Annotated in this window: 25 protein-coding genes; 18 read left to right on the forward strand and 7 right to left on the reverse strand. The window is 67.4% G+C overall.

From position 1 onward, the window contains the following. Nucleotides 1–119 precede the first annotated feature (119 nt). Nucleotides 120–806: a phosphatase PAP2 family protein gene (locus tag BSY239_RS18720; protein WP_069048127.1), complete on the forward strand. Its 687-nt coding sequence runs from the start codon at nucleotides 120–122 to the stop codon at nucleotides 804–806. Here the strand turns inward: BSY239_RS18720 and BSY239_RS18725 are convergent. Next, entirely contained in the window at nucleotides 778–1452 is a 675-nt protein-coding gene (locus BSY239_RS18725; RefSeq protein ID WP_069048128.1) for a GntR family transcriptional regulator, read from the reverse strand. The two genes, BSY239_RS18720 and BSY239_RS18725, sit on opposite strands and share 29 nt — an antisense overlap. A gap of 112 nt (nucleotides 1453–1564) precedes the next feature. On the opposite strand from BSY239_RS18725, the gene BSY239_RS18730 reads away from it, so the two are divergent. The 7 genes from BSY239_RS18730 to BSY239_RS18760 are packed head-to-tail and all read left to right on the forward strand — an operon-like array spanning nucleotide 1565 to nucleotide 8643. Further along, nucleotides 1565–2467: a fumarylacetoacetate hydrolase family protein gene (locus tag BSY239_RS18730; RefSeq protein WP_069048129.1), complete on the forward strand. Its 903-nt coding sequence runs from the start codon at nucleotides 1565–1567 to the stop codon at nucleotides 2465–2467. Next, nucleotides 2464–3483, forward strand: coding sequence for a TRAP transporter substrate-binding protein (locus BSY239_RS18735; RefSeq protein ID WP_069048130.1), 1020 nt, complete (start codon nucleotides 2464–2466; stop codon nucleotides 3481–3483). The genes BSY239_RS18730 and BSY239_RS18735 overlap by 4 nt, the downstream gene beginning before the upstream one ends. After that, nucleotides 3484–4869, forward strand: a complete 1386-nt coding sequence (locus BSY239_RS18740; RefSeq protein WP_069048131.1) for an FAD-binding oxidoreductase — start codon at nucleotides 3484–3486, stop codon at nucleotides 4867–4869. Between the two features lies 1 nt (nucleotide 4870). Then, entirely contained in the window at nucleotides 4871–5368 is a 498-nt protein-coding gene (locus tag BSY239_RS18745; protein WP_069048132.1) for a TRAP transporter small permease, read from the forward strand. Between the two features lie 9 nt (nucleotides 5369–5377). Continuing rightward, nucleotides 5378–6658 carry a TRAP transporter large permease subunit gene (locus BSY239_RS18750; protein ID WP_069048133.1) on the forward strand — a complete coding sequence of 427 codons (1281 nt, stop codon included), beginning with the start codon at nucleotides 5378–5380 and terminating at the stop codon, nucleotides 6656–6658. Between the two features lie 40 nt (nucleotides 6659–6698). Continuing rightward, a complete protein-coding gene (locus BSY239_RS18755) occupies nucleotides 6699–7919 on the forward strand; it encodes a DNA-binding protein (RefSeq protein ID WP_069048134.1) in 1221 nt (406 codons plus the stop codon). 49 nt (nucleotides 7920–7968) lie between these two features. Then, nucleotides 7969–8643: a Vgb family protein gene (locus tag BSY239_RS18760; RefSeq protein WP_069048135.1), complete on the forward strand. Its 675-nt coding sequence runs from the start codon at nucleotides 7969–7971 to the stop codon at nucleotides 8641–8643. Between the two features lie 15 nt (nucleotides 8644–8658). Here the strand turns inward: BSY239_RS18760 and BSY239_RS18765 are convergent, their stop codons facing one another. From BSY239_RS18765 to BSY239_RS18775, 3 genes are all read right to left on the reverse strand, one after another. Further along, a complete protein-coding gene (locus tag BSY239_RS18765) occupies nucleotides 8659–9579 on the reverse strand; it encodes a LysR family transcriptional regulator (protein WP_069048136.1) in 921 nt (306 codons plus the stop codon). 63 nt (nucleotides 9580–9642) lie between these two features. Next, nucleotides 9643–10833, reverse strand: coding sequence for a CaiB/BaiF CoA transferase family protein (locus BSY239_RS18770; protein WP_069049087.1), 1191 nt, complete (start codon nucleotides 10831–10833; stop codon nucleotides 9643–9645). Continuing rightward, nucleotides 10830–11762, reverse strand: a complete 933-nt coding sequence (locus tag BSY239_RS18775; RefSeq protein ID WP_069048137.1) for a hydroxymethylglutaryl-CoA lyase — start codon at nucleotides 11760–11762, stop codon at nucleotides 10830–10832. Before BSY239_RS18775 ends, BSY239_RS18770 begins: the two co-directional genes overlap by 4 nt. A 100-nt stretch (nucleotides 11763–11862) precedes the next feature. On the opposite strand from BSY239_RS18775, the gene BSY239_RS18780 reads away from it, so the two are divergent. From BSY239_RS18780 to BSY239_RS18795, 4 genes are all read left to right on the forward strand, one after another. Then, nucleotides 11863–12609: an IclR family transcriptional regulator gene (locus BSY239_RS18780; RefSeq protein WP_069048138.1), complete on the forward strand. Its 747-nt coding sequence runs from the start codon at nucleotides 11863–11865 to the stop codon at nucleotides 12607–12609. 268 nt (nucleotides 12610–12877) lie between these two features. Further along, complete coding sequence (locus tag BSY239_RS18785; RefSeq protein WP_069048139.1) at nucleotides 12878–13576, forward strand: haloacid dehalogenase type II; 699 nt, start codon at nucleotides 12878–12880, stop codon at nucleotides 13574–13576. A 26-nt stretch (nucleotides 13577–13602) separates the two neighbouring features. Continuing rightward, on the forward strand, nucleotides 13603–15816 hold the full coding sequence (locus BSY239_RS18790; protein ID WP_069048140.1) for a malate synthase G: 2214 nt from the start codon (nucleotides 13603–13605) through the stop codon (nucleotides 15814–15816). Between the two features lie 156 nt (nucleotides 15817–15972). Further along, nucleotides 15973–16266 (forward strand): hypothetical protein, encoded by a 294-nt coding sequence (locus BSY239_RS18795; protein ID WP_069048141.1) that lies wholly within the window; start codon nucleotides 15973–15975, stop codon nucleotides 16264–16266. Here the strand turns inward: BSY239_RS18795 and BSY239_RS18800 are convergent. Beyond that, the gene (locus BSY239_RS18800) at nucleotides 16251–17024 is read right to left on the reverse strand and encodes a M48 family metalloprotease (RefSeq protein WP_083240070.1); all 774 of its coding nucleotides are present in this window, start codon (nucleotides 17022–17024) and stop codon (nucleotides 16251–16253) included. The genes BSY239_RS18795 and BSY239_RS18800 overlap by 16 nt on opposite strands. 142 nt (nucleotides 17025–17166) lie before the next feature. On the opposite strand from BSY239_RS18800, the gene BSY239_RS18805 reads away from it, so the two are divergent. From BSY239_RS18805 to BSY239_RS18830, 6 genes are all read left to right on the forward strand, one after another. Then, nucleotides 17167–17652, forward strand: coding sequence for an Lrp/AsnC family transcriptional regulator (locus BSY239_RS18805; RefSeq protein ID WP_069048143.1), 486 nt, complete (start codon nucleotides 17167–17169; stop codon nucleotides 17650–17652). 368 nt (nucleotides 17653–18020) lie between these two features. After that, on the forward strand, nucleotides 18021–19106 hold the full coding sequence (locus tag BSY239_RS18810; RefSeq protein WP_172823129.1) for a TRAP transporter substrate-binding protein: 1086 nt from the start codon (nucleotides 18021–18023) through the stop codon (nucleotides 19104–19106). Nucleotides 19107–19122: 16 nt separating this feature from the next. Then, nucleotides 19123–19647 carry a TRAP transporter small permease subunit gene (locus BSY239_RS18815; protein ID WP_069048144.1) on the forward strand — a complete coding sequence of 175 codons (525 nt, stop codon included), beginning with the start codon at nucleotides 19123–19125 and terminating at the stop codon, nucleotides 19645–19647. Then, entirely contained in the window at nucleotides 19640–20965 is a 1326-nt protein-coding gene (locus BSY239_RS18820) for a TRAP transporter large permease (RefSeq protein ID WP_069048145.1), read from the forward strand. Before BSY239_RS18815 ends, BSY239_RS18820 begins: the two co-directional genes overlap by 8 nt. A 5-nt stretch (nucleotides 20966–20970) precedes the next feature. Continuing rightward, the gene (locus BSY239_RS18825; RefSeq protein ID WP_069048146.1) at nucleotides 20971–21807 is read left to right on the forward strand and encodes a sulfite exporter TauE/SafE family protein; all 837 of its coding nucleotides are present in this window, start codon (nucleotides 20971–20973) and stop codon (nucleotides 21805–21807) included. Nucleotides 21808–21832: 25 nt separating this feature from the next. After that, entirely contained in the window at nucleotides 21833–23419 is a 1587-nt protein-coding gene (locus BSY239_RS18830) for a gamma-glutamyltransferase family protein (protein ID WP_069048147.1), read from the forward strand. Nucleotides 23420–23422: 3 nt separating this feature from the next. On the opposite strand, the gene BSY239_RS18835 is transcribed toward BSY239_RS18830, so the two are convergent. Continuing rightward, nucleotides 23423–24163: an SGNH/GDSL hydrolase family protein gene (locus tag BSY239_RS18835; protein ID WP_069048148.1), complete on the reverse strand. Its 741-nt coding sequence runs from the start codon at nucleotides 24161–24163 to the stop codon at nucleotides 23423–23425. Between the two features lie 70 nt (nucleotides 24164–24233). After that, entirely contained in the window at nucleotides 24234–24812 is a 579-nt protein-coding gene (locus BSY239_RS18840; protein ID WP_069049089.1) for a hypothetical protein, read from the reverse strand. Nucleotides 24813–24902: the final 90 nt, after the last annotated feature.

A 24902-nucleotide genomic window follows, 5' to 3' on the forward strand; every position in this document is an offset into this window, starting at 1 on the left:
TGCTGTCGGGGTCGCAGGGCCGTGGATTATACAAATTACCCGACAGTACCTTGGGGACATTTCACACGCTTGACGTACAGTCAGCCGGCGCTGCCACCGGTCGCCAACCCACCTTGCCCATGACACCACCTTCCGATCGCGCCTGGGCTCGTCGCCTGTATTCCCGCTTCACCACGCTCTGGTACCTCAAGGCCCTGGGCACCACGGTCTTCATGGTGCTGTTTTTCCAGGCCTATTTCCGGGTCCAGCAACACCCGCTGCGCGAGCCCTTCACGATGCCCATGCTCGCCATCGACGACTGGGTGCCGTTCACCCCCGCGGGCTTTGCGGCCTATGTCTCGCTCTGGGTCTACGTGTCGCTGCCCGCGGCCTTCATGCCCAACCTGCGCTCGCTCATCGTTCAGGGCCTCTGGACGGCGGCCCTGTGCATCTTCTGCCTGCTGCTGTTCTGGGTGTTTCCCACGCAGACACCGGTGCTGGACATCGACTGGTCGCAGCACCCGCAACTGGCCTTCATGAAAAGCGTGGACGCCACGGGCAATGCCTGTCCCTCGCTGCACGTGGCCTCTGCCGTGTACGCCGCCTTCTGGCTGCACCGCATCTTTGTTCAGATCGGCGCACCCACGCTGCTGCGCTGGCTGAGTGTGTTGCAGTGCGCCGTCATCCTCTGGTCCACCATGGCGATCCGGCAGCACGTGTTTCTGGACGTGGTGGCCGGCGCGCTGGTGGGCGCGCTGTTTGCGTGGTTGTCGCTGCGCGGGTCGTCGCCCGTGCCCGTCACTGCAACAAGGGTGAGCGCAGGATGATCTGCACCGTGGCGAAGAAGTGCTCTTCCAGGGCCTTGAGCGCCGCGGGCTCGTCGCGCGCCAGCACCGCGTCCACCAGCCGCTTGTGTTCGCCTTTCACGTCGCGGTGGTGGTCGGTGTCCAGCGGCACCGAGAGCAGGCGGTAGCGCTCGCTCTGCGCGTACAGCACCGCGCGCATGCGCAGCAGCCAGGCGCTGGGGCAGGCGGCCACCAGCGCTTCGTGAAACGCGCCGTGGGCCTGGTTCCAGGCCAGCGTCTTGCGGGCCTCGGCTTCCGACGGCGTTTCCTGCAGCCGCTCCATGCGGTGCGCGGCGGCCACGATGCCGGTTTCCCACTCCACATCGCCGTGCTGCATGGCCTTGCTCAGGCACAGCCATTCGAGCTCCACGCGCGTGCGGGTGAGGTCCAGCAGCTCTTCCTTGCTCACCGGGCTCACGCGGTAACCCCGGTGCGACTCGGCGGTGACCATGCCCTCGGCGCCCAGGCGCGAGAGCGCTTCGCGGATGGCGCCCAGGCTGACCTCGAAACGCTGTTCGAGCGCCTTGATGTTGAGCTTGGCACCGGGCAGCAACCGGCCTTCCAGGATCTCCTGGCGGATGCGCTGGCAGACGGTCTCGGCCTGGGTGGTTTTGGCGGTGGTGGTCATGGCTGGCGGATTTTATGCGGGAATGTACCAATGATAAAAGAATAGATTATTTGCCGAACGATACATCTTCACTGGTAGAGTGCCCTCCCATGAACACACACAGGAGCGAGCGATGAAGTTGGTACGTTTCCAGCGCGAGGGGCGCGAAGGCTGGGCGGTGCAGGACCCCGCCAGCGGCGCCTGGCACGGCGCCACCGAGGGCGCCAGCGCCCACCCCGGGTCACTGGACGCCGCGATCCGCCAGGGCCGTCCCGCGCTCGACGCCGCCGCCCGGGCCATGCGCGCCCAGCCCGTGGTCGACCTCGCGGGGGTGGAATTCCTGCCCCCGGTGGCCGAGCCGCGCAAGATCATCTGCGTGGGCCTGAACTACCGCGACCACTCGGCCGAAAGTGGCTTCGAGCAACCCGCCTACCCCACGTTGTTCTCGCGCTTCAACACCAGCGTGGTTGCCCACGGCGAACCGCTGGAGCACGCCGGCCTGTCGGACACGCTGGACTTCGAGGGAGAACTGGTGGCCGTGATCGGCACCGGTGGCTCGTGCATCCGCAGGGAGGACGCGCTCTCGCACGTGCTGGCGTACTCGGTGTTCAACGACGGCAGCGTGCGCGAGTACCAGTTCAAGACGCCGCAATGGACCATGGGCAAGAACTTCGACCGCACCGGCGGCTTCGGGCCCTGGCTGGTCACCGCCGACGAACTGCCGCCCGGCGCCGCCGGCCTGCGGCTGGAGACACGGCTCAACGGCCAGACCGTGCAGTCGGCCAACACCAGCGACATGGTGTTCGACGTGGCCTCGCTCATCGTGACCATCAGCGAAGCCATCACGCTCGAAGCCGGCGACCTGATCGTGGCCGGCACGCCGGCGGGCATCGGCCACGCCCGTGAGCCGCGCCTCTACATGCAACCCGGCGATGTCTGTGAAGTCGAGATCGAGCGCATCGGCCTGCTGCGCAACCGGATCCAGGCCAGAAACCCGTCCCACCAACCCGCCCACCCAGAGGAGACAACCGCATGAAACTCAACCGACTGCTGGCCGCCATGGCCCTCACGACCCTGACCGCGCTGGGCACCAGCGCCGTGGCGCAGGACTTCAAGGCGCGCACCGCGCGCTTTGGCCACGGTCTGGCCGACGCCCACCCGGCTGGCCAGGCCGCCAAACAGTTTGCCGCCGAGATGGACAAAGCCAGCGCCGGCAAGATGAAGATCTCGGTGATCGCCAACCAGGCCCTCGGCCCGGACCCACAGATGCTGGCGGCGCTGCAAGGCGGCGTGCAGGAGTTCTACACCGGCAGCGCGCTGGCCATGCTGGGCCAGGTCAAGGAACTCGGTTTTCAGGACGTGCCCTTTCTCTTCAACACCGAAGCCGAAGCACACGCCGTGTTCGACGGCCCGGTGGGCGCGCACCTCAACGCCAAACTCGCCGCCGTGGGCATCCACGTGCTGGGCTGGTGGGAAAACGGCTTTCGCCACATCACCAACTCCAAGCGCCCGGTCAACACGCTGGACGATCTGAAGGGCCTGAAGCTGCGCACCCAGCCCAACCCGCTCACGCTCGACGCCTTCAAGGCCATCGGCGCCAACGCCTCGCCACTGCCGTGGTCCGAGCTCTTCGTGGCGCTGGAAACCAGGGCCTTCGACGGCCAGGAAAACCCGGTGGTGCTCATGTACACGCAGCGCTTCTATGAAGTGCAGAAGTACATGACGCTCTCGGGCCACGTGTATTCACCGCTGATCTTTGCGGTGTCCAAAAAGTACTGGGACAGCCTTTCGCCCGCTGAGCAGACGGCCATGAACACCGCCGCGAAGAACGCCACCGCGTACCAGCGCAAGTCCACCGCGGCCGAGGCCGGCAACGCGCTGCAGGGCATGAAGGACAAGGGTGTGCAGGTCACGCAGTTCTCGCCCGCCGACCTGCAGGCCATCCGCGACCGTGTGCCACCCGCCATTGCGCCACACCTGGAAAAAATCGGTCCCGAGTTCATGACCCTGGTGCGCACCGAGATCGCCAAGGTGCGCGGCACGGCGAAATAAGTGAACGCCGTCACCTTGCCACCCGGGCTGCTGGCCAGCCTGGGCACCCTGCTGGGCGAACGCCTGTCCACCAGCACGGCCGTGTGTGATCACCACGGCCGTGACGAGTCGATCTTCGCGGCCATGCCACCCGGCGCGGTGGCGTTTGCGCGCAGCACCGACGAGGTGGTGGCCATCGTCAAACTGTGTCGCGAACACCGCGTGCCGCTGGTGCCCTACGGCGCGGGCTCTTCGCTCGAAGGCCACACGCTGGCCACACAAGGCGGCGTCACACTCAACCTGCAGCAGATGGACCAGGTGGTCGCCATTCACGGCGACGACCAGACCGCCACCGTGCAGCCCGGCGTGACACGCAAGGCGCTGAACGCTGCGCTGCGCGACCAGGGCCTGTTCTTTCCGGTGGACCCCGGCGCCGACGCCACCATCGGCGGCATGTGCGCCACACGCGCCAGCGGCACCAACGCCGTGCGCTACGGCACCATGCGCGAGAACGTGGTCAACCTCACCGTGGTCACGCCCGACGGGCAACTCATCAAGACCGCGCAACGTGCTCGCAAAAGCGCCGCCGGGTACGACCTCACGCGCCTCTTCGTGGGCTCCGAAGGCACGCTGGGCGTGGTGGTGGAAGCCACGGTGAAGCTGCACCCCCTGCCCGAGAGCATCATGGCCGCCGTGTGCGCCTTCCCCGGCATCGACGCGGCCGTGCAGGCGGTGGTGCAGACCATCCAGGTGGGTGTGCCGATCGCACGCTGCGAGTTTGTCGATCGTGTCGCGATCCGCGCGCTCAACGGTTACAGCAAGACCGGCCTGCCCGAGCAGCCCCACCTGTTCTTTGAATTCCACGGCAGCGAAGCCGGCGTGCGCGAGCAGATCGACCTGGTGCAGGCCATCGTGGGCGAGCTCGGGGGTGAGAGCTTTCAGTGGTCGCGAACGCCCGAGGAGCGCACGCGCCTGTGGGAAGCGCGGCACAACGTCTACTTTGCGGCGCTGCAGTTGCGCCCGGGTTGCCGCAGCGTGGTCACCGACGTGTGTGTGCCCATTTCACGGCTGGCCGATTGCGTCAACGAGACCGCAGCCGACCTGCAGCGGTCGGGTCTGATCGCGCCCATGGTGGGCCACGTGGGCGACGGCAACTTTCACGTGCAGATGCTGGTGGACGGCGACAACGCTCACGAGGTGGAGCAGGCTGAAGCGCTCAACGCGCGGCTGGTGGCGCGCGCCATCGCCATGGACGGCACCTGCACCGGCGAGCACGGCATCGGCCTGCACAAGCAGGGTTTCCTGATCGACGAACTCGGCGATGCGCCGGTGGCACTGATGCGACAGATCAAGCACGCGATCGATCCGGACAACCTGATGAACCCGGGCAAGATCTTTGCGTTTTGACATGAAATCGCTCATCCACTGGTACTTCAAGGCGCTCGAAGCCGTCATGGTGCTCTGCCTGGCGGCCATGTGCGTCATGGTGTTCGGCAACGTGGTGCTGCGCCACGTGTTCGACTCGGGCATCAACACCTCGGAAGAGCTCGCGCGCTTCATGTTCATCTGGCTCACCTTCCTCGGCGCCATCGTGGCCATGCGCGAAGGGGGTCACCTGGGCATGGACATGGTCGTGAGCCGCCTCACCGGACGCACGCGACGTGCCGCGCTGCTGCTGGGGCATGTGCTGGTGCTGGTGTGCTGTGGCGTGTTGCTCTGGGGCCTGCTCCTGCAACACGACATCAACGTGGCCAACATCGGCCTGGTCACCGGCATGTCGTTGTCCATCGTGTACTCGGTGGCCTACCTGTGTGCGGTCTCGATCGGCGCGATGGTGCTGGTCAACATCGTGACCCTGCTGCGCGGGCACGACCTCGCGGACCCGACACCCGCTGCGAACGACTGAGCCCACCCCATGATCGTTCTTGTTTTCGTTCTCTCGCTGCTCGCGGCCATGGCGCTGGGCATGCCGATCGCCTTCGCGCTCATGGTCTCCAGCATGGCCATGATGGCCTGGATGGACATCTTCAATGCGCAGATCCTGGCGCAGAACATGCTCTCCGGCGCCGACAGTTTTCCGCTGATGGCGATCCCGTTTTTCGTGCTCGCCGGCGAGCTCATGAACGCCGGCGGCATCTCGCGGCGCATCGTGGGTGTGGCCGGCGCGTGGGTCGGCCACTTCAAGGGTGGCCTGGGCTATGTGGCCATCTTCGCCTGCGTGATCATGGCCTCGCTCTCGGGCTCGGCAATTGCCGACACCGCGGCCGTGGCAGCCCTGCTCATCCCCATGATGCGCAAGGCCGGCTACAACATGCCGCGCGCCTCGGGGCTGATCGCCTCGGGCGGCATCATCGCGCCCATCATCCCGCCCTCCATCGGCTTCGTCATGTTCGGCGTGGTGGCCAACGTGTCCATCACCAGCCTGTTTCTCGCCGGCATCGTGCCCGGCCTGCTCATGGCCATCGCCCTGGTGGGCACCTGGATGTTCCAGGCCAAGCGCGACGACATGCCGCGGGGCGAGAAGGCCACCATGCAGGAACGCTGGTCGGCCACCTTCGCCGGCGTCTGGGCGCTGCTGCTGCCGGTGCTCATCGTCGGCGGCCTCAAGGGCGGCTTCTTCACACCCACCGAGGCCGCCGTCGTGGCGGTGTTCTATGCGGTGTTCGTCGGCTTCGTGGTCTACCGCGAGCTCAAGGTCTCGCAGCTCTACGCCTTGCTGTTGGCGGCGGGCAAGACCTCGGCCGTGGTCATGTTTCTCGTGGCGGCGGCACAGGTCACGGCCTGGCTGATCGCGGCGGCCAACATCCCCATGGTGGTGGCCGACCTGCTGCAGCCGCTGGTGGGTTCGCCCACGCTCTTGCTGCTCGTGATCATGTTGCTGATCGTGGTGGTGGGCACCGCACTCGACTTCGCGCCCACCATCCTGATCCTGGCGCCGGTGCTCATGCCGGTGGTGCGCATGGCCGGCATCGACCCGGTGTACTTCGGCGTGCTGTTCATCATGAACAACGCCATCGGCCTCATCACACCGCCGGTGGGCACGGTGCTCAATGTGGTGGCCGGTGTGGCGCGCGAGCGCCTGGAGTCGGTGATCCGCGCCGTGCTGCCCTACCTCGCGGCGCAACTCGGCGTGCTGCTTCTGCTGGTGCTGTTTCCGCAGATCGTGCTGGCGCCGCTGCGCTTCTTCCTGCGCTGACGACTCCCACCGGGCCTGGGGCCCGGTGTAGCCTCTCGCCATGGATTCCCTGATCACCGCCGCCGCGCGCGCGCTGGCCACGGGCGATGCGCTCGGCGCGCTCAAACGTGTGGCCCTGCGCGACGACCCGCCCGCGCTGGCCTTGCGCGGCATCGCCATGGCGCAGCTCGGGGACCACCCGCGTGCACGCGATCTGTTGCGGCGCGCGGCCCGGCGCTTTGGCGCTCACGAAGCGCTGTCGCGGGCGCGCTGCGTGGTGGCCGAGGCCGAGGTGGCGCTGGCCATGCGCGAACTCGGCGGCTCGACGCGTGCACTGGCCAACGCCGCCACCACGCTGGCGACACACGGCGACCGCGCCAATGCGCAGCAGGCGCGGCTGATTGCCGCGCGGCGCTGGCTGCTAACCGGCCACCTGGGCGAGGCGGCCGACGCGCTGGCGCGCACCGATGCGCGTGGTCTCTCTCCGGCCCTGTCGGCGGTGGCCGAGCTGATCGGCGCCGAACTGGCGCTGCGCGCCTTGCGCGTGGGCGAGGCGCGTGCGTCGCTCGAGCGCGCCGAGGCGGCGGCGGAGCGCTCGGGCGTGCCGGCCTTGCAGGCCGAGGTGGCGCAGGCCCTGGCCTCGCTGGCACAGCCTGCGGCTCGGCGCATGGCGAGCGGCGGCGAGCAGGCCTTGACCCTCGACGCAGTCGCGGCGCTGCTGGCGTCGGACGCCCTCGTGGTCGACGCCTGCCGCCACGGCGTTGGCAGCGGATCTGCCTGGGTGTCGCTGGCGCGCCGGCCCGTGCTGTTTGCGCTGGCGCGCGCGCTCGCGCAGGCCTGGCCGGGCGATGTGGACCGCGAGGCCTTGATCGCCGACGCGTTTCGCACCCGCCGCCCCGACGAGACCCACCGGGCGCGCCTGCGCGTGGACATCGGGCGGCTGCGCGCGCTGGTCAAGTCCCTGGGCCGCATCGAAGCCACCGAACGCGGTTTCATGCTTCAGCCGCTGGACGGGCGCAACGTGGTGGTGTTGAAGCCGCCTTTCGACGGCGATCAGGCGTCGCTGCTCGCGCTGCTGTCCGACGGTGCGGCCTGGTCCACCTCGGCGCTCGCGCTGGCGCTGGATGCCAGCCAGCGCACGGTGCAACGTGCACTTGCCGAGCTGGAAACACAGGGCCGTGTGCGCGCCATCGGCCAGGCGCGGGCGCGGCGCTGGCTGGCGCCGCCGCTGGCCGGATTCACGACGATCTTGTTACTCCCCACTGCGCTGCCGATTGCCTAGAGTGACCTCCAGGCGCCGACGACCGGCGCCACCCACCAGGAGCCCCACCATGACCAGCACGTCCACCGCAACACCGCCCTCCACCGTCCAGTCCACCCCCGCCGACATCGTTCGCGAATACGGCCCCTTCGAGGGCGCGGGCCGCGTCAACGGCGTCACCCACGACGGCCGGCAGGTATGGGCCTCCGTCGGCGACCAGATCGTGGCCTTCGATCCCGCCAGCGGCCAGACCACCCGCACGCTGGAGCACGCGGGCGACGCCGGCACCGCGTTCGACGGCAAGCACCTGTACCAGATCGCCGAAGCGCGCATCGACAAGATCGACCCGGGCACGGGTGCGGTGCTGCACTCCATCCCCGCCCCCGGCAACGGCGCCGACTCCGGCCTCACCTGGGCCGAAGGCAGCCTGTGGGTGGGTCAGTACCGCGACTGCAAGATCCACCAGATCGACCCCGCCACCGGCGCCATCCAGCGCACCATCGAGTCGAACCGTTTTGTGACCGGCGTGACCTGGGTCGACGGCGAGCTCTGGCACGGCACCTGGGAAGGTGAAGAGAGCGACATTCGCCGCATCGACCCGCAGAGTGGCGCGGTGCTGGAACGGCTGGAGATGCCCGCCGGCACCGGCGTGAGCGGGCTGGAGTCCGACGGTGCCGACCTGTTCTATTGCGGTGGGGGCCTGAGCGGCAAGGTGCGCGCGGTGAAGCGCCCCCGGCGCGCCTGAGCCGACCCCGCAGGCTCAGTGTTTCCAGAACTCCGGGCGCGCGTACTCGTGCTTGAGGAAGTCGATCCACAGGCGCACGCGAAGCGCCAGGTGTTTGCGCTGCGGGAACAGCGCAAAGATGCCGTTGGGCGGCGCGGCGAAATCGTCGAGCACGCTCACCAGCCGCCCGGCCGTGATGTCGGCCTCCACCTCCCAGGTGCTGCGCCAGGCGATGCCGTAACCGGCCAGGCACCATTCGTGCAGGACCTGCCCGTCGGTGCAGTCCAGCGGGCCGCCGGGTCGCAGGTGGGTGATGGTGGTCTCGCCGCCCTCTCCCGGCATGGCGAAGGCCCAGCCGCGTGTTTGAGAAGCGTCACTCGACAGCGTGAGGCAGTCAAAACGCACCAGGTCGGCCGGGGTCTGCGGGCGACCGTGGTGCTGCAGATAACGTGGGGTGGCCACGCACAGTCGGCGGTTCTCCGCCAGGCGCACGCTCACCAATGAAGAGTCGGGCAGATCACCCACGCGCACCGCGCAGTCGTAGCCCTCGCCGGCCACATCGACCACGCGGTCGCTCAGGTTGAGCGAGATCGTCACCTCGGGGTGCAGTTCGCGAAAGTGCGGCACCAGCGGCGCCACGTGGCGGCGGCCAAAGCCGGCCGGCGCGGTGATGCGCAAATGCCCGCTGGCCTTCACCCCGCCGGCGCTCACGCTGGCTTCGGCGTTGGCCAGGTCGGTCAGCAGGCGGTGGCAGTCTTCGAGGAAGGCACTGCCTTCGTGGGTGAGGGTGATGCGCCGCGTGGTGCGCACCATGAGCTTCACGCCCAGGCGGGCTTCCAGCGCGTCGAGCCGGCGGCCGATGATGGCCGGGGCCACGCCTTCGGCTTTGGCAGCGGCGGTCAGGCTGCCACGCGTGGCCACCGACGTGAAGGTTTCGAGTTGTTTGAGTTTGTCCACCGGGGCAGATTACCCCACAAACCGTAGCGGACTCATGACGTTTACGCCTGGATTGATGACTTCTCAGGCCGCTTTCACCACCGTCCGGCTCAGGCGCGCGGCGTCTTCGGCCGAGTAACCCAGCTCGGCCAGCAGCTCGGCGCTGTGTTCGCCCAGCCGGGGCGGGCTGCGGCGCACGCCCAGGCGTTCGCCGTCAAGCGCGAGCGGCAGCAGCACGGTTTGTGCGGTCTGGCCGGCACGTTCACCGTCGGGCAGGGTGATGGGAGCCAGGCCCCCGGTTGCGCAGAGGTGCGGATCGTCGAGCAGCTCGTGGGGTTGGGTGATGGGTGCAAACGGCAGGCCGTGGCGTTCGAACAGCGCAGCGAGGTCGGCCGCGGTCTGCTGCGCGAGGCGCTCACGCAGCAACGGGATGAGCCAGTCGCGGCAACGCACGCGGTTGTTGTTGCCCAGCAGGCGCTCGTCGGCCTTGAGGTCGTCGTAGCCAAAGGCCTCGCAGAAGATCGCCCACTGGGTGTCGCTCACCACCGCGAGAAAGATCTGTTCGTTGTCCTTGACCTTGAACACGTCGTAGATGCCCCAGGACGAGATGCGCTCGGGCATGGGCGCGGCCGGCAGGCCGGTCACCGCGAACTGCATCATGTGCTGCGCCACCAGAAACACGTTGTTCTCGAACAGCGAGCTTTGCACCTCGCTGCCCACCCCGGTTTTCTCGCGCGCGCTGAGCGCGGCCATGACACCGATGGCACCGAACAGGCCGCCCATGATGTCGTTCACCGACGAGCCCGCGCGCAGCGGATCACCCGGACGCCCGGTCATGTAGGCCAGGCCACCCATCATCTGCACCACCTCGTCGAGCGCGGTGCGGTGGTCGTACGGGCCGGGCAGGAAACCCTTGTGGCTCACGTGGATGAGGCGCGGGTTCAGCGTCTTCAGGCTCGGGTAGTCCAGGCCCAGCTTCTTCATCGTCTCGGGCTTGAAGTTTTCGCTCACCACATCAGCGGTGGCGATCAGCTTGAGCACCGCCTCCTTGCCTTCGGGCGTTTGCACATCGAGCACCAGGCTCTTCTTGTTGCGGTTGAACAGCGGGTAGAAGCCCGCGCCCGAACCGAGCAGGCGGCGCGTGTTGTCGCCGGCCGGCGGCTCGACCTTGATGACCTCGGCCCCCAGGTCGGCCAGCACCATGCCACAGGTGGGGCCCATGACCATGTGGGTGAATTCGACGACGCGCAGACCTTCGTACGGGAATTTTGTCATGGTGTTGGGTGGGTGGGCCACCCCTTGGGCAAACCGGCTTCGGGCGTCATGCCGTAGACCGGTTCACCCGGCAGGCCGGCCTTGAGGGGTTCGCGCGCGGCGATGAGTTTGGAGATGTCGATGCCGGTGCGCACGCCCATGGCCTCGAACATGAAGACCAGGTCTTCGGTGACCACGTTGCCCGAGGCGCCGGGCGCATAAGGGCAACCGCCCAGGCCACCGAGCGAGGCGTCGAAGGTGCGCACGCCCACGTCGTAAGCCGCGAGGCAATTGGCCAGGCCGAGACCACGCGTGTTGTGCATGTGGGCCGCGCCGGCGCGCTCTCCCAGTTCGGCGCGCAGCCGCGTGAACAGGCGGCGCACCTGCGCCGGGTTGGCCATGCCCGTGGTGTCCGACAGACCCACCTCGTCCGCACCCGCCTCCACACAGGCCACGGCCAGGCGGATCACGTCGTCTTCGGCCACCGCGCCTTGCAGCGTGCAGCCAAACGCAGTGGACAGGCCCACCTCCATGGCGACCGCGGGCACGGCATCGCGCCGCAGCGCATGGACCTCGCGCAGCTCGTCGAGCATCTGCGCCGGCGTCTTTCGCACGTTCGCCAGGGAATGCGCCTCGCTCACCGACACCGGCAAGGTGATCTTGAGCACGCCCGCGGCCAGCGCAGCCTCGGCACCGCGAAGGTTGGGCACCAGCGCCATCACCACGAGGCCAGGGTGCTGCAAGGCGTGTTGCACCACGGCGGGTGTGTCCGCCATCTGAGGCAGCAACCTGGGCGGCACGAAGGAGCCCACCTCGATCTCGCGCAGGCCGGCCGCCACAAGCGCGTCGATCCAGCGCAGCTTGTGTTCCGTCGGCATGGTCGCCTTGACGGATTGCAGCCCGTCGCGCGGGCCGACTTCGCTGATGAGGACTTCGGGGGTGGTGGGCATGGCGGAAGTCGGTTTGAGCTTGCGTTCTATCTGACAGAACGATATTCTTTCTGTTGAAAGAATCGCAGATCACCTCCTGCCTGTCAACCCAAGCCTCTACATGCCCCGCAAAGCGCAAACCCCATCGCTCGCTGACACCAATGCCACCAGCGGCGGCACCGCCGCGGTGGACCGCGCGCTGTCCTTGCTCGGTGCGTTCCGCGCGGGCGACGCGGCCTTGTCGCTCGCCGAACTGGCCGAGCGCACGCAGCTCTACAAAAGCACCGCCCTGCGCTTGCTGGCTTCGCTCGAACACGCGCACCTGCTGCAGCGGCTGGACGACGGGCGCTATGCCCTGGGCGGCGAAGTGGCGCGGCTGCACGGCATCTACGCGGCTTCGTTTTCGCTGGATCGCATCGTCATGCCCGTGCTGCGCCAACTGGTGGCCGCCACCGGCGAGAGCGCGGCGTACCACGTGCGCCAGGGCCAGGCGCCGAACCAGACCCGCCTGTGCCTTTATCGCGTGGACTCACCACACCCGGTGCGCGACCACATCCGCGCCGGCGAGGTGTTGCCGCTGCACCAAGGCACGGGTGGACGTGTGCTCTCGGCCTTTGGCGCGGGCGACGACAGCCGCAAACCCACCACCGCCGAGAAGCGCATCCACGCCCGCATCCGTGCAGAAGGTTTCATGACCGCCGTGGGCGACCGCTTGGCCGAAGTCGCCGGCATCTCGGCGCCGGTGTTCCATGCGGAAGGATCGATCGCCGCCTCGCTCACGCTCACGATGCCGGCGCACCGGTTTGATGAGCGGCATGTGGGAAAGGTGCTGTCGGCAGCGCGTGGGTTGAGTGGGCGGGTGGGGTAGCCCGAGGCGACTCATGTTCAACTGCGCCACTAAACAGAGCAGAGTGGTTGTATGCGGATGACCGCGTCAAGAAGAGGCGCACTCATGCGGAACAGGGCAACAGGTCGTCAGAGGCAGCGCTGCGCGGGAGGCGCGCCAATGTTCTTGTCTCACGGGTTCGTTCATAGCCCACGCGAAGCTCGCAACGCTCAATTACCGTCAAGAGAGTCACAAATAACCCGCAGAAAACAGATTCAATGCGCACTTATGTGTGGAATACAGTGCGGGGATGGAAAAACCCCGCGCAGTCCTCTTCGACGCCTACGGCACGCTCTTCGACGTGTACAGCGTGGGGCTGCTCGCCGAGCAGCTGTTCACCGGGCAGGGCACGCGGCTGGCCACGCTGTGGCGGGACAAGCAGATTGAATACACGCGGCTGGTGACCACCAGCGACCACGGCGCGCACTACCGGCCGTTCTGGGCGCTCACGCAAAGCGCGCTGGCCTACGCCATCAAGACGATTGCGCCCGAGGCGCGCAGCAACTGGCCCGCGTTTGAAGAGCGGGCCGCGCGGCTCATGAACCAGTACCGCCACCTCTCGGCCTTTCCGGAAAACCGCGCGGTGCTGCAGGCGCTGCGCGAGCGTGGTGTGGCCACCGGCATCCTGAGCAATGGTGACCCCGACATGCTGGGCATTGCGGTGCGCAGCGCCGGGCTGGAGGGCCTGCTCGATCACGTGATCAGCGTGGACCCCATCCGCAAGTACAAGACCCACCCCGAGGCCTATGCACTCGGCGAACAAGCCACCGGCCTGGCCTGTGGACAGATCGTGTTCGTGAGCAGCAACGCCTGGGACGCACTGGCCGCCACCTGGTACGGCTACCGCACGCTGTGGGTGAACCGGCAAAATCTCCCGTTTGAAGAACTCGGCACCCAGCCCCACCGCACCGGCAGCCAGCTCAGCGATGTGCTCGCCTTTTTTGACTGATTTCCTTTTTTTCAAAACCCCACGCCATGACACAACGCACCCAGATCCACGGCCTTCAAGTCGCCACCGTCCTCGCCGACTTCATCAACCAGAAAGTGCTGCCCGGCACCGGCGTGAGCGAGTCCGCCTTCTGGGCGGGCTTTGACGCCATCGTGAGCGACCTCGCGCCCAAGAACGCCGCGCTGCTCGCCGAGCGCGACCGCCTGCAGACGGAGCTGGACACCTGGCACGCGGCCCACCCCGGCCCCATCGCCGACATGGCGGCGTACCGCGCGTTCCTCGAAGGCAATGGCTACCTCGTGCCGCAGCCCAAGAAGGTGAAGGCCACCACGAAGAACGTGGACGACGAACTGGCCGTGCAGGCCGGTCCGCAGCTGGTGGTGCCGATCCTGAACGCGCGCTATGCGCTGAACGCCGCCAACGCGCGCTGGGGTTCGCTGTACGACGCGCTCTACGGCACCGACGTGATTTCGGAAGACAAGGGCTGCGAGAAAGTGGGCAAGAAGGGGGGCTACAACCCCAAGCGCGGCGCCAAGGTCATTGAATACGCGCGCCATGTGCTGGACCGCACCGCGCCGCTGAAGAAGGGCTCGCATGTGGGCTCCACCAGTTACAAGATCAACAAGGACGGCGAGCTCGTGGTGGGCCTGGCCGAAGGCGGGTCAGCCAAGCTGGCCGACAAGGCGCAGCTGGTGGGTTACCAGGGCGAAGCCAAGGCGCCCAGCTCGGTGCTGCTCAAGCACAACGGCCTGCACCTGGACATCCAGATCGACCGCAACACGGCCATCGGCAAGACGGACGCCGCCGGCGTGAGCGACCTGGTGCTGGAGGCCGCGCTCTCCACCATCCTCGACCTGGAAGACTCCATTGCTGCGGTGGACGCCGAAGACAAGGTGCTGGCCTACAGCAACTGGCTCGGCATCTTGCAGGCAACCCTGACCGAGTCGGTGAGCAAGGGCGGCACCACCTTCACGCGCGGCCTCAACGCCGACCGCGTGTACACGGCGCCCAACGGCAAGCCGAACGCCGTGCGCCTGCACGGCCGCTCGCTCATGTTCCTGCGCAACGTGGGCCACCTCATGACCAACCCGGCCATCCTCTGGGGTGCCGACGGCCAAGAGATTCCCGAAGGCATCATGGACGCGGTGGTCACCACCACCATCGCCCTGCACGACTTGAAGCGCACGAAGAAGGACGCCATCCGCAACTCGCGCAAGGGCTCGGTATACATCGTCAAGCCCAAGATGCACGGCCCGGCCGAGGTGGCGTTTGCCGCCGAACTCTTCGGCCGTGTGGAACAGCTGCTCGGCCTGCCCGAGAGCACGGTCAAGCTCGGCATCATGGACGAGGAGCGCCGCACTTCCGTCAACCTGAAGGCCTGTATTGCCGCTGCTTCGAGCCGTGTGGCTTTCATCAACACCGGCTTCCTGGACCGCACCGGCGACGAAATGCACACCGCCATGCTGGCCGGCCCCATGGTGCGCAAGGGAGACATGAAAACCAGCGCCTGGATCCAGAGCTACGAGCGCAACAACGTGCTGGTGGGCCTCTCGTGCGGCCTGCGCGGCAAGGCGCAGATCGGCAAAGGCATGTGGGCCATGCCCGACCTCATGGCCGAGATGCTCAAGCAGAAGATCGGCCACCCCAAGGCCGGCGCCAACACCGCCTGGGTGCCCAGCCCCACCGGCGCCACGCTGCACAGCCTGCACTACCACCAGGTGCTGGTGAGTGACGTGCAGAAAGAGCTGGAGAAGATCGATGCCAACAAGGAACGCGACGTCTTGCTCACCGGCCTGCTCACGATTCCCGTGACGGCCACGCCGAACTGGAGCGATGCCGAGAAGCAGCAGGAGCTGGACAACAACGTGCAGGGCATCCTGGGCTACGTGGTGCGCTGGGTCGACCAGGGCGTGGGCTGCTCCAAGGTGCCCGACATCCACAACGTGGGCCTGATGGAAGACCGCGCCACGCTGCGCATTTCCAGCCAGCACATCGCCAACTGGCTGCACCACGGCGTGGTGAGCGAAGCGCAAGTGACCAAGACTTTCGAGCGCATGGCCGCCGTGGTGGACGGCCAGAACGCCGGCGACCCGCTCTACAAGAAGATGGCCGGCAACTTCAAGACCAGCATGGCCTACCTGGCCGCACTGGACCTGGTGTTCAAGGGCAAGGCACAACCGAGCGGTTACACCGAGCCGCTGTTGCACGCGTGGCGTCTGAAGGTGAAGGCAGCCGCCTGATCCTTGCATCCGCCCCCTCTCCCAGAGGGAGAGGCTCCCCTCTTTCTCCCTCTCCCTCTGGGAGAGGGTTGGGGTGAGGGCTCCCGGCGAGCCAACCCGTCAACGCGGCGCCTTTGGGCGCCGTTTTTCATGGTGCCGCACGCGGACAATCCACCCATGACACTGCAATACCTCCTCTTCGACCCCAGCGACGACGGCGAAGGCACCGGCACCTGGGACGCCATGGCCAGCGTGCGTGCCGAGCAGTTGCCCGAGGTGATGAATGAGGTGAAGGCCGTGCTGGCGTGGGCCGAACAACACAGCCCCGGCCCACGCGGCCCGCTGGACGATGGTGGTGCGTGGGACGCCGACCATCTGGTTCAAGCCGAGGGCGACTGGACCACCGTGACGCTGACGCTCACCGGTCCGTGGGCCTGGGGTGAGGCCCTGGTGGCTCACTTCGGGGACTGAGGCAGCTGCCCTGCATTGACCGCATCCACCGCCGCCTGCGCCTTCTCCAGCCGCGCGCGCAGTTCCGGGTGCGTGGTGCCCATCAGCAGGTTCAGCGCCGACGGTGTGGTGCCGTGGATCTTGGCAAGCACGCTCACCATGGCTTGCGGGTTGCGGCCCACGGCGCGCAGCAGAGCGATGGCGCGCACGTCGGCGGCGTGTTCCTGCGCGTGCAGTTGTTGCTGCGCCTGGCGCGCCAGGGTTGAGCGGGGGTTGAACATTTCCAGGGCCATGCGGTCGCGGGCGTCTTCAAAGCGCATGGCGGGTTGCTTCAGGCGTTGCAGGTTGGCGCAGGCCTCCACCAACGAGTCGCGGCCTTCGATGTGGGCGAGTTCGTGTGCCATCACCGCAGCCAGTTCGTCGTCGGAGAGGTCTTCTTGCTTGCTCCACATCGCGCTGGTGAGGATGACCATGCCGTGGTCGGCGGCGTAGGCGTTGAGGTCTTTGTCTTCGTAGGCCAGCAGGTGCACGGCCGGGCCCTGGCGCAGCCGGGGAGCGGCGGCCACCAGGCTGGCCAGCATGGTGTGCAAGCGCTGCGGCGCGGCCACCACGTCAAAGCGCTCCATCAGCTCGGTGATCTGGATTTCGTCGAGCACGCGCAGTTCGTGGGCGCGCCCGGGTTCGTTCACACAGGCGCCCTGGGCCATCGCCGGGGCACTGGCCAACAGGCCCGCGAACGAGAGCCCGATGATCTGAAAAAAACGAACCATACTGTTCATACCGTTTCCTCAATCCGGTTGTACGCCTGTGTGCGGGCGATGAACAGGGCATGGGCGCGGCGGGGACATGCAGGCGACAGACGGCACGGGCTGGCCCGGGGCTGCAAAGGGCACTGGCCCGCCAGTTGCTTGGGGCTGTGGCATGACCCAGAACCCACCCACGCAGGCCGCCGACATCGGCCTGAGCAAGCTCGACACCGCCCTGCTCAACATCCTGGTGAAAGACGGCCGCGCGTCGTTTGCCGACATCGCGCGCCAGCTCGGCATTTCGCGGGCGCATGCGCGTTCGCGCGTGCAGGGCCTGCAGGCCAGCGGCGTGATCGAGCTGTTTGCCGCGGTGATCAACCCCGAGAAGCTCGGCCAGGTGAACTCGACCTTTCTCGACATCGTGGTCGCGCCGGCGGCCATCGAGCGCATCGCGCAGGAGCTGGCCGACTGCGCCGAGGTGGTGAGCCTCTACATCATGAGCGACCTGAAAAGCCTGCACGTGCACGCGCTCACCGAGAGCCCCGAGACCTTCGAGGCTTTCGTGCACCGCCACATCTTCAACCGGCCGGAGATCCTGTCGGTGGATTGCAAGACGCTGCTCACGCGCGTGAAGAACCGCCGCGGCGGCGCGCGTCTGTAACGCCTGGCCGCCCGGGGCCCGCTTTGGTGCGCGCGCACCAAAGCGGGCCCGGCTGCCGTTTGTGCGCACGGGGTGACTCAGAGGGGCGCCCTGGCTTCCATGAGCAGCCTCAACGCCCGGATCACTTGACAAATGGCACGCTCACGGCGGACCACTGAACATTCGGCACCGACTGACACCAACCCGGGGCGGATTCGCATGCACCATTTCGGAAGCATGCCAACCAAAGCGGCCGGCACATCAATCAAATCAAGGACTTGGAACACGCAAACACATGGCATGGCGCTTGCGAAGTGAAAGACATGCCGCTTTACAAACGGCAGCCTTTCACCCCGTCCAACCTTCAACCCCTTCACAGGAGTGCCGCCATGTCCCTGATCCGCCGCCAGTTCCTCACCCGCGCCGCCGTTGCCGGCAGCGTGCTCGGTGCTCCCGTCATCGCCAACGCCCAGTCGGCCCGATTCAACTGGAAGATGACCAGTGCCTACGGCAAGGGCTCGCCCTTCTACATGGACGGACCGGGCAGCGCGACCGATCTCGCCAAGCGCATCCGCGAAATGTCGGATGGCCGCCTGAACATCCAGGTCTTCGGCGCCGGTGAACTGATCCCGGCGTTCGAGGGCTTCGACGCGGTGCGCGCCGGCACGGTGGAGATGAACCACGCCAACGCCTACTTCTGGACCGGCAAGACCGCCGCCGCGCAGTACTTCACCGCCGTGCCCTTCGGCATGAACTTCCAGGGCATGAACGGCTGGCTCTACGACGGCGGCGGCATCGACCTCTGGAACGAGGTCTACGCACCCTTCGGCATGGTGGCCATGCCCTGCGGCAACACCGGCGTGCAGATGACGGGCTGGTTCAAGAAAGAGATCAAGACCGTGGCCGACCTCAAGGGTCTCAAGATGCGCATTCCCGGCCTGGCCGGCAAGGTCTACGCCAACCTGGGCGTGGACGTGAAGGTGCTGCCGGGCGGCGAGATCTTCCCCGCGCTGGAGCGCGGCGTGATCGACGCGGCCGAGTTCGTGGGCCCCTTCCAGGACCGCCGCCTGGGTCTGCACAAGGCCGCCAAGAACTACTACACCACCGGCTGGCACGAGTCGTCCACCGTGTCCGAACTGCTGATCAACAAGGCCGCCTGGGACAAGCTGCCGAAAGACCTGCAGGCGATCGTGAGCAACGCCTCGGCCGCGTGCAACGTGATCAGCGAGGGCTGGTGCCAGAAGGCGAACTCCGAAGCCATGGAAGACCTGATCAAGAACCAGGGCGTGACCGCGCGGCCGCTGCCCGACGACGTCATCAAGGCGCTGAAGGTGGAGACCGACAAGGTGCTGGCCGACGGCCTCAAGGACCCGTTGACGAAGAAGGTGCACGACTCCTACTTCGCCTTCAAGGCCAAGTACGACCGCTGGAGCGAGATCAGCGAAGAGGCTTACCACCTCAAGGTTCGCGGCTAACCCAAGGATCGGCATCATGCTCAAGGCATTGCGGCCCCTGGCCGCTCTCATCGAGGGTTTCATCGACCGCATCGGCGGGCTCACCGCCTGGATCGCGCTGGTCATGATCGGCCTGGTCGCCACCAACGTGGTCCTGCGCTACAGCTTCAGCTTTGGCTCGGTCTGGGCGCAGGAACTCGAATGGCACCTGCTGGCCGCCCTCATCCTCCTGGGCATGAGCCACGCGCTGCAGCGCGGTGAAAACGTGCGCGTGGACCTGTTCTACGCGCGCTACTCGCCCACCACCAAACGCGTGGTCGATGTGGTCTCCGCGCTGCTGCTCATCGCAGTGAGCCTGGGCTTCATCTGGTTGTCGCTGGGTTATGTGGAGCAGTCGCGCTCGATCAGCGAAGCCTCGGCCGACCCGGGTGGCATTCCACTGCGCTGGCTGGTCAAGGCCTTGATCCCGCTGGGCTATGGCCTGCTGGTGCTGCAACAGTTCGCCCAGCTGCTGCGCCTGCTCGACGCACCCTTGACCGACAAGGAGTCGGCCCATGTTTGAGATGTCGACCTACGCCATCTTCATGCTGGTCGGCTTTTTCGTGATGCTGATGATCGGCATCCCGGTGGCCATCAGCCTGGCCGTCAGCGGCTTCGTGTTCGGCTGGCTGGGCTTTGGCGAGTCGCTGTTCAACCTGCTGCCCGCGCGCTTCTACGGCATCGTCAGCGGCTACCAGTGGATGGCCATCCCGCTCTTCGTGTTCATGGGCGTGATGCTGGAGAAATCGCGCCTGGCCGACGACTTGCTCGACGTCATGGGCCACATCGCCGGCGGCCTCAAGGGCGGCATGGCGATCGGCATCGTGCTGTTCGGTGTGCTCATGGGTGCGACCACCGGCATCGTGGGTGCGACCATCATCACGCTGGGTTTGCTGACCTTGCCCACCTTGATACGGCGCGGTTACGACAAGAGCGTGGCCTGCGGTGTGATCTGCGCCTCGGGCACGCTGGGCCAGATCATCCCGCCCAGCCTGATCCTCATCTTGCTCTCGGACATCATGCAGCTCTCGGTCGGCACGCTGTTCGCGGCCGCCGTGGGCCCGGGCATGCTGCTTGCCGCCGTCTACATCGTCTACCTCGTGATCATGGGCTGGCTCAAGCCGGAGACCATGCCGCCGATCCCGATCGCCGAGCGCGACGCGGTGTCGCGCCGCCAGCTCTGGGTGCGCTTCTTCAAGGTGCTGGTGCCACCGGTGATGCTGGTGGTGGCGGTGCTGGGCTCCATCGTGGGCGGCATCGCTGCCCCCACCGAAGCGGCCAGCATGGGCGCCGTGGGCGCGGTGATCATCACGGCGCTCTCGGGCCGCTTCACCTGGGCCACGCTCAAGGCCACCGCGCTGGACACCAGCAAGATCACCGCCATCATGATGTTCATCCTCATGACGGCGCAGGTGTTCGCGCTCTCGTTCCGCGGCCTGCACGGCGAGGACCTGATCGCCGGCATGTTCGAGGCCCTGCCGGGCGGCACCAATACCGCCATCTGGTTCATGATGCTCATCATCTTTGTGCTGGGCTTCTTTGTGGAGTGGATCGAGATCAGCTACATCGCCGTGCCGCTGTTCCTGCCGATCCTGCTGAACCTGGGCGTGGACCCGGTCTGGCTGGCCATGCTGATCACGGTGAACCTGCAGTCCAGCTTCCTCACGCCGCCGTTCGGCTGGGCGCTGTTCTACCTGAAGGGTGTGGCCCCTCCCGAGGTGAACATCAAGGACATTTATAAAGGTGTGGTCCCCTTCATCGGCCTGCAGTTCCTCACGTTGGTGTTGCTCTTCCTGTACCCGCAGATCGCGCTGTGGTTGCCCAAGGCGATCGGCTGGTAAACACCATGGAGTTCTTCAACCAATACAGCACCGCCTGGTTGCTGGGTCTGGCAGCGGCCCTGCTCGCCACCGGCCTGGTGGCGGGCGTGCTCGCCGGTCTGCTCGGCGTCGGTGGCGGCATCGTCATCGTGCCCGTGCTCTACCACCTGTTCACCTTGCTCGGCGTGGACGAGTCGGTGCGCATGCACGCGGCGGTGGGCACGTCGCTCGCCACCATCATTCCCACCTCCATCATGTCCAGCCGTGCGCACAAAAAACGCGGCAGCCTGGACATGGCCTTGATCAAGCGCCTCATGCCCTCGGTGGTCCTGGGCGTGATCGTCGGCTCGGTGGCCAGCCGGTTCCTGAGCGGCGCGTCGCTCACCGCGGTGTTCGCCTCGGCGGCGCTGGTGGTGGCCCTGAACATGGCTTTCAAGCGCGACGGCTTTGCGTTGGCCGGTGGCCTGCCCGGCACCGCCGGCACCGCGTTGCTGGGCAGCGGCATCGGCGGCATCTCCACGCTCATGGGCATTGGCGGCGGCACGCTCAGCGTGCCGATCCTCAACGCGCTGCGCGTGCCCATGCACACGGCGGTGGGCACCGGCGCCATGCTGGGCATGGTCATCAGTTTCCCCGGGGCGCTGGCCTTCATCCTCAACGGGCTGGACGTGCCCGACCGGCTGCCCTTCAGCCTGGGCTATGTGAACCTGCTGGGGTTTGCGCTCATCGTGCCGGCCACGCTGGCCACCACCGGCTGGGGTGCGAAACTCGCGCATGCCATCAACGCCAAACGGCTGCGTCAGGTGTTCGCGGCCTTCCTCGCGTTGACGGCTGCGCGCATGTTTTACGGCCTGCTGACCTGAGCTCACAACAACCCGGAGACCTTCGATGATTCACACCCTCACCGCCCTGGGCGGCATGTTTGTTGCGCCTCACCACCTGGCCGCGCAGGCCGGGCGCGACGTGCTGCGCGACGGCGGCAACGCGGTCGAGGCCATGGTGGCCGCCGCCGCGGCGATTGCCGTGGTCTACCCGCACATGAACGCCATCGGCGGTGACGGCTTCTGGCTCATCCACGAACCGGGCAAGGAGCCTGTGGCCATCTCGGCCTGCGGCCCGGCTGCCGCCATGGCCGACCTGGGCTTCTATGCGGGTCACGAGACCATCCCCTCGCGCGGCCCGAAGGCCGCGCTCACGGTGGCAGGCACCATCGGCGGCTGGGCCAAGGCGCTCGACGTGGCCGCCGCGTGGGGCCCGGCACTGCCCTTGTCGCGCCTGCTGGCCGACGGCATCCGCCACGCGCACCACGGCATCGCGGTCACCGAAAGCCAGGCCGCCCTCACCCGCGAAAAATTCGATGGCCTGAAAGACGCACCGGGTTTTGCGCAGACCCACCTGGTCAACGGCCAGCCACCCGCCGTGGGCCACGTGCTCAAACAGCCCACGCTGGGTCGCACGCTGGAGCAACTGGCCGAGCGCGGCCTGGACGACTTCTACCGCGGTGAACTCGCCGCTCGCATCGGCGCCGAACTGGAGCGCGTCGGCAGCCCGCTGCGCACCAGCGATCTCGCGGCCTACCAGGCGCAGATCGTCGAGCCGCTGTCGGTGCGGCTGAACGACAGCACGGTCTACAACCTGCCGCCGCCCACGCAGGGCCTCTCGGCCTTGATGATCCTGGGCTTGTTCGAGCGCCTGGGTGTCACCGAAGGTGAAGGCTTCGCGCACGTGCACGGCCTGGTGGAAGCGACCAAACGCGCCTTCCGGGTGCGCGAGCGTGTGGTCACCGACCCGCAACGCCTGCCGGCCGACCCGAAAGGCTTCCTGAAACCCGCCGCCCTCACCGAGCTGGCGGCGGAGATCGACCGCGAGAAAGCCCTGCCCTGGCCCGACGTGGCCAAGCCCGGCGACACCATCTGGATGGGCTGCATCGACGCGCAGGGCCGCGCGGTGAGCTTCATCCAGAGCGTGTACTGGGAGTTCGGTTCGGGCGTGGTGCTGCAGGACACCGGCATCGTCTGGCAGAACCGGGGCACGAGCTTTTCACTCGACCCGAAAGCGCTCAACGTGCTCAAGCCCGGCATGCGCCCCTTCCACACGCTCAACCCCTCGCTGGCCCTGTTCGACGACGGCCGCGTGATGCCCTACGGCACCATGGGCGGCGAAGGCCAGCCCCAGACGCAGGCGGCGGTGTTCACGCGCTACGCGCGCTTCGGCCAGGGCCTGCAGCAGGCCGTGACCGCGCCGCGCTGGCTGCTCGGCCGCACCTGGGGCGGCGAGACCACCTCGCTCAAGCTGGAAAGCCGCTTCGACCCGGCCCTGGTTGACGCGCTCAAGGCCGCCGGCCACGAGGTGGAGGTGTTCACCGAGCCCTTCAGCGACACCATGGGCCACGCGGGCGCGCTGGTGCGCCACCCCAACGGTGTGATCGAAGGCGCAGCCGATCCGCGCAGCGACGGGGTGGTGGCCGGCGTGTAAGGCTCAGCGGGCGGCGGCAAGCACCTCGGCCCAGCCGCTTTGGGCCAGCAGCTCGTCGCGCCAGACCTGGTAGCCCGCGTCGCTGGGGTGCAGGCCGTCCACCGCATTGAGTTCGGGCTTCTGCGCGAACGGGTCGTCGGCCCGCTCCTTGAACAGGTTGACCACCACCGCGCCGTGGCGCTCGGCCGATTCACGAATGAAGCCGTGCATGCGGCGCGCGCGGTCCGTCATGAGCCACGAGGCCGGTGGGAAAAAGAAGGGGGCGTTGCCCACATTGCCGGCGGGCATGAGCACCACGCGGTCGGACCGTTCGCGGGCCAGCGCGGTGGCCCGGTCGATGTCGGCGCGCACATCCTCGTCGGAGCGCAGGCGGATCACGTCGTTGCCGCCGGCCTGCACCAGCACCAGGTCGTACCGCTGCGTGCCGTCGAACTGGCGCACCACATCGGCAAAGGTGGCGCCGTCGCGCGCGCGGTTGTCGATGCGCAGGCGCGGGTGCGCGCGGCCGAGCAGGCCCGCGAGGCTGTTGTCGGGTGAGCTGGCCCCGGTGCCCACGCCGGTGCTGTCGCCCACGATGAGCAGGCTCAGCACCGCGTCGGCCGGGCTTTGTTGAAACGGTGTGCTCTTGCGAGCAAGATCGGCCGCCTGCCCGATGCGCCAGGCGGCGCAGCCGGTGGTGAACAACAGGACTACCGCGGCGACGGTGGCCACCACGGGAAGCACAGTCCATTTGCGAGGTGTCATCAAACCAGTCTAGACGCTGACCGGACGCCGCGCTGTGCGCGGTCCGAATGCCCACCCGGGGTGGGACAGATCAACGCGCGAGCTGCTGGCCCCAGCCCTGCAGCGGGCCCAGCGGCTTGCGCTGGACGTCCACCTCCCGGATGGTGGGCTGACCGCCCACAAGCTTGTAGACCAGGGTGTCGTCGACGAATACGAGCAGCACCTCCACGCTCCAGCCGGTGGTGACGGTTTCGCGCCGGAAGTCCAGCGAATCGACCCAGAAGTTGCCCACGCGCTGGCGTGACAGCTTCTTCACGGAGATCGCGTAGCCGCTGCACCGTTGGCCGGCCTGCAGGCAGGCGTTGACGCCCGGGTCCACGTGGTCCGGACGGCTCTGCACGACAGCGGCAAAGCGCTGCAGCACATCGGCGAAGTGCAGCACCGTGATCCCGGGACCCAGGCGCGGATCGAGTCCCTGGCGGTGAACATCGTCACGGCGGGCCTCGAAGGCCTGCATGGTGGCCAGTGCACGCTCGGCGTCTTCGTAGCTGGTCCAGCGAGAGGCCACATCGGTGCGCGAGGTCGGCAACAGCGACGTGCAGCCGCCCAGCGCGCCGAGGACCAGCGCGATTGCGCAGCACAAGAGGACCTGGCGAGAGGGTGTCGTCATGTGGATGCGCCGCATCGCCCGACATGGGCTCGGCGGCTGCACCCACTCTAGCGCTGGCGCGCGGGCCCGCGATGATCCAGATCAAGCAAG

The sequence above is a fragment of the Hydrogenophaga sp. RAC07 genome (assembly GCF_001713375.1).
Lineage (GTDB): Bacteria > Pseudomonadota > Gammaproteobacteria > Burkholderiales > Burkholderiaceae_C > Hydrogenophaga.

Excerpts from the sequence above, each read along its gene's own strand:
- BSY239_RS18720 (WP_069048127.1), top strand. The coding sequence starts at position 120 with ATGACACCACCTTCCGATCGCGCCTGGGCTCGTCGCCTGTATTCCCGC.
- BSY239_RS18725 (WP_069048128.1), bottom strand. The coding sequence starts at position 1,452 with ATGACCACCACCGCCAAAACCACCCAGGCCGAGACCGTCTGCCAGCGC.
- BSY239_RS18730 (WP_069048129.1), top strand. The coding sequence starts at position 1,565 with ATGAAGTTGGTACGTTTCCAGCGCGAGGGGCGCGAAGGCTGGGCGGTG.
- BSY239_RS18735 (WP_069048130.1), top strand. The coding sequence starts at position 2,464 with ATGAAACTCAACCGACTGCTGGCCGCCATGGCCCTCACGACCCTGACC.
- BSY239_RS18745 (WP_069048132.1), top strand. The coding sequence starts at position 4,871 with ATGAAATCGCTCATCCACTGGTACTTCAAGGCGCTCGAAGCCGTCATG.
- BSY239_RS18750 (WP_069048133.1), top strand. The coding sequence starts at position 5,378 with ATGATCGTTCTTGTTTTCGTTCTCTCGCTGCTCGCGGCCATGGCGCTG.
- BSY239_RS18755 (WP_069048134.1), top strand. The coding sequence starts at position 6,699 with ATGGATTCCCTGATCACCGCCGCCGCGCGCGCGCTGGCCACGGGCGAT.
- BSY239_RS18760 (WP_069048135.1), top strand. The coding sequence starts at position 7,969 with ATGACCAGCACGTCCACCGCAACACCGCCCTCCACCGTCCAGTCCACC.
- BSY239_RS18770 (WP_069049087.1), bottom strand. The coding sequence starts at position 10,833 with ATGACAAAATTCCCGTACGAAGGTCTGCGCGTCGTCGAATTCACCCAC.
- BSY239_RS18775 (WP_069048137.1), bottom strand. The coding sequence starts at position 11,762 with ATGCCCACCACCCCCGAAGTCCTCATCAGCGAAGTCGGCCCGCGCGAC.
- BSY239_RS18780 (WP_069048138.1), top strand. The coding sequence starts at position 11,863 with ATGCCCCGCAAAGCGCAAACCCCATCGCTCGCTGACACCAATGCCACC.
- BSY239_RS18785 (WP_069048139.1), top strand. The coding sequence starts at position 12,878 with ATGGAAAAACCCCGCGCAGTCCTCTTCGACGCCTACGGCACGCTCTTC.
- BSY239_RS18790 (WP_069048140.1), top strand. The coding sequence starts at position 13,603 with ATGACACAACGCACCCAGATCCACGGCCTTCAAGTCGCCACCGTCCTC.
- BSY239_RS18795 (WP_069048141.1), top strand. The coding sequence starts at position 15,973 with ATGACACTGCAATACCTCCTCTTCGACCCCAGCGACGACGGCGAAGGC.
- BSY239_RS18800 (WP_083240070.1), bottom strand. The coding sequence starts at position 17,024 with ATGAACAGTATGGTTCGTTTTTTTCAGATCATCGGGCTCTCGTTCGCG.
- BSY239_RS18805 (WP_069048143.1), top strand. The coding sequence starts at position 17,167 with ATGACCCAGAACCCACCCACGCAGGCCGCCGACATCGGCCTGAGCAAG.
- BSY239_RS18810 (WP_172823129.1), top strand. The coding sequence starts at position 18,021 with ATGTCCCTGATCCGCCGCCAGTTCCTCACCCGCGCCGCCGTTGCCGGC.
- BSY239_RS18815 (WP_069048144.1), top strand. The coding sequence starts at position 19,123 with ATGCTCAAGGCATTGCGGCCCCTGGCCGCTCTCATCGAGGGTTTCATC.
- BSY239_RS18820 (WP_069048145.1), top strand. The coding sequence starts at position 19,640 with ATGTTTGAGATGTCGACCTACGCCATCTTCATGCTGGTCGGCTTTTTC.
- BSY239_RS18825 (WP_069048146.1), top strand. The coding sequence starts at position 20,971 with ATGGAGTTCTTCAACCAATACAGCACCGCCTGGTTGCTGGGTCTGGCA.
- BSY239_RS18830 (WP_069048147.1), top strand. The coding sequence starts at position 21,833 with ATGATTCACACCCTCACCGCCCTGGGCGGCATGTTTGTTGCGCCTCAC.
- BSY239_RS18835 (WP_069048148.1), bottom strand. The coding sequence starts at position 24,163 with ATGACACCTCGCAAATGGACTGTGCTTCCCGTGGTGGCCACCGTCGCC.
- BSY239_RS18840 (WP_069049089.1), bottom strand. The coding sequence starts at position 24,812 with ATGACGACACCCTCTCGCCAGGTCCTCTTGTGCTGCGCAATCGCGCTG.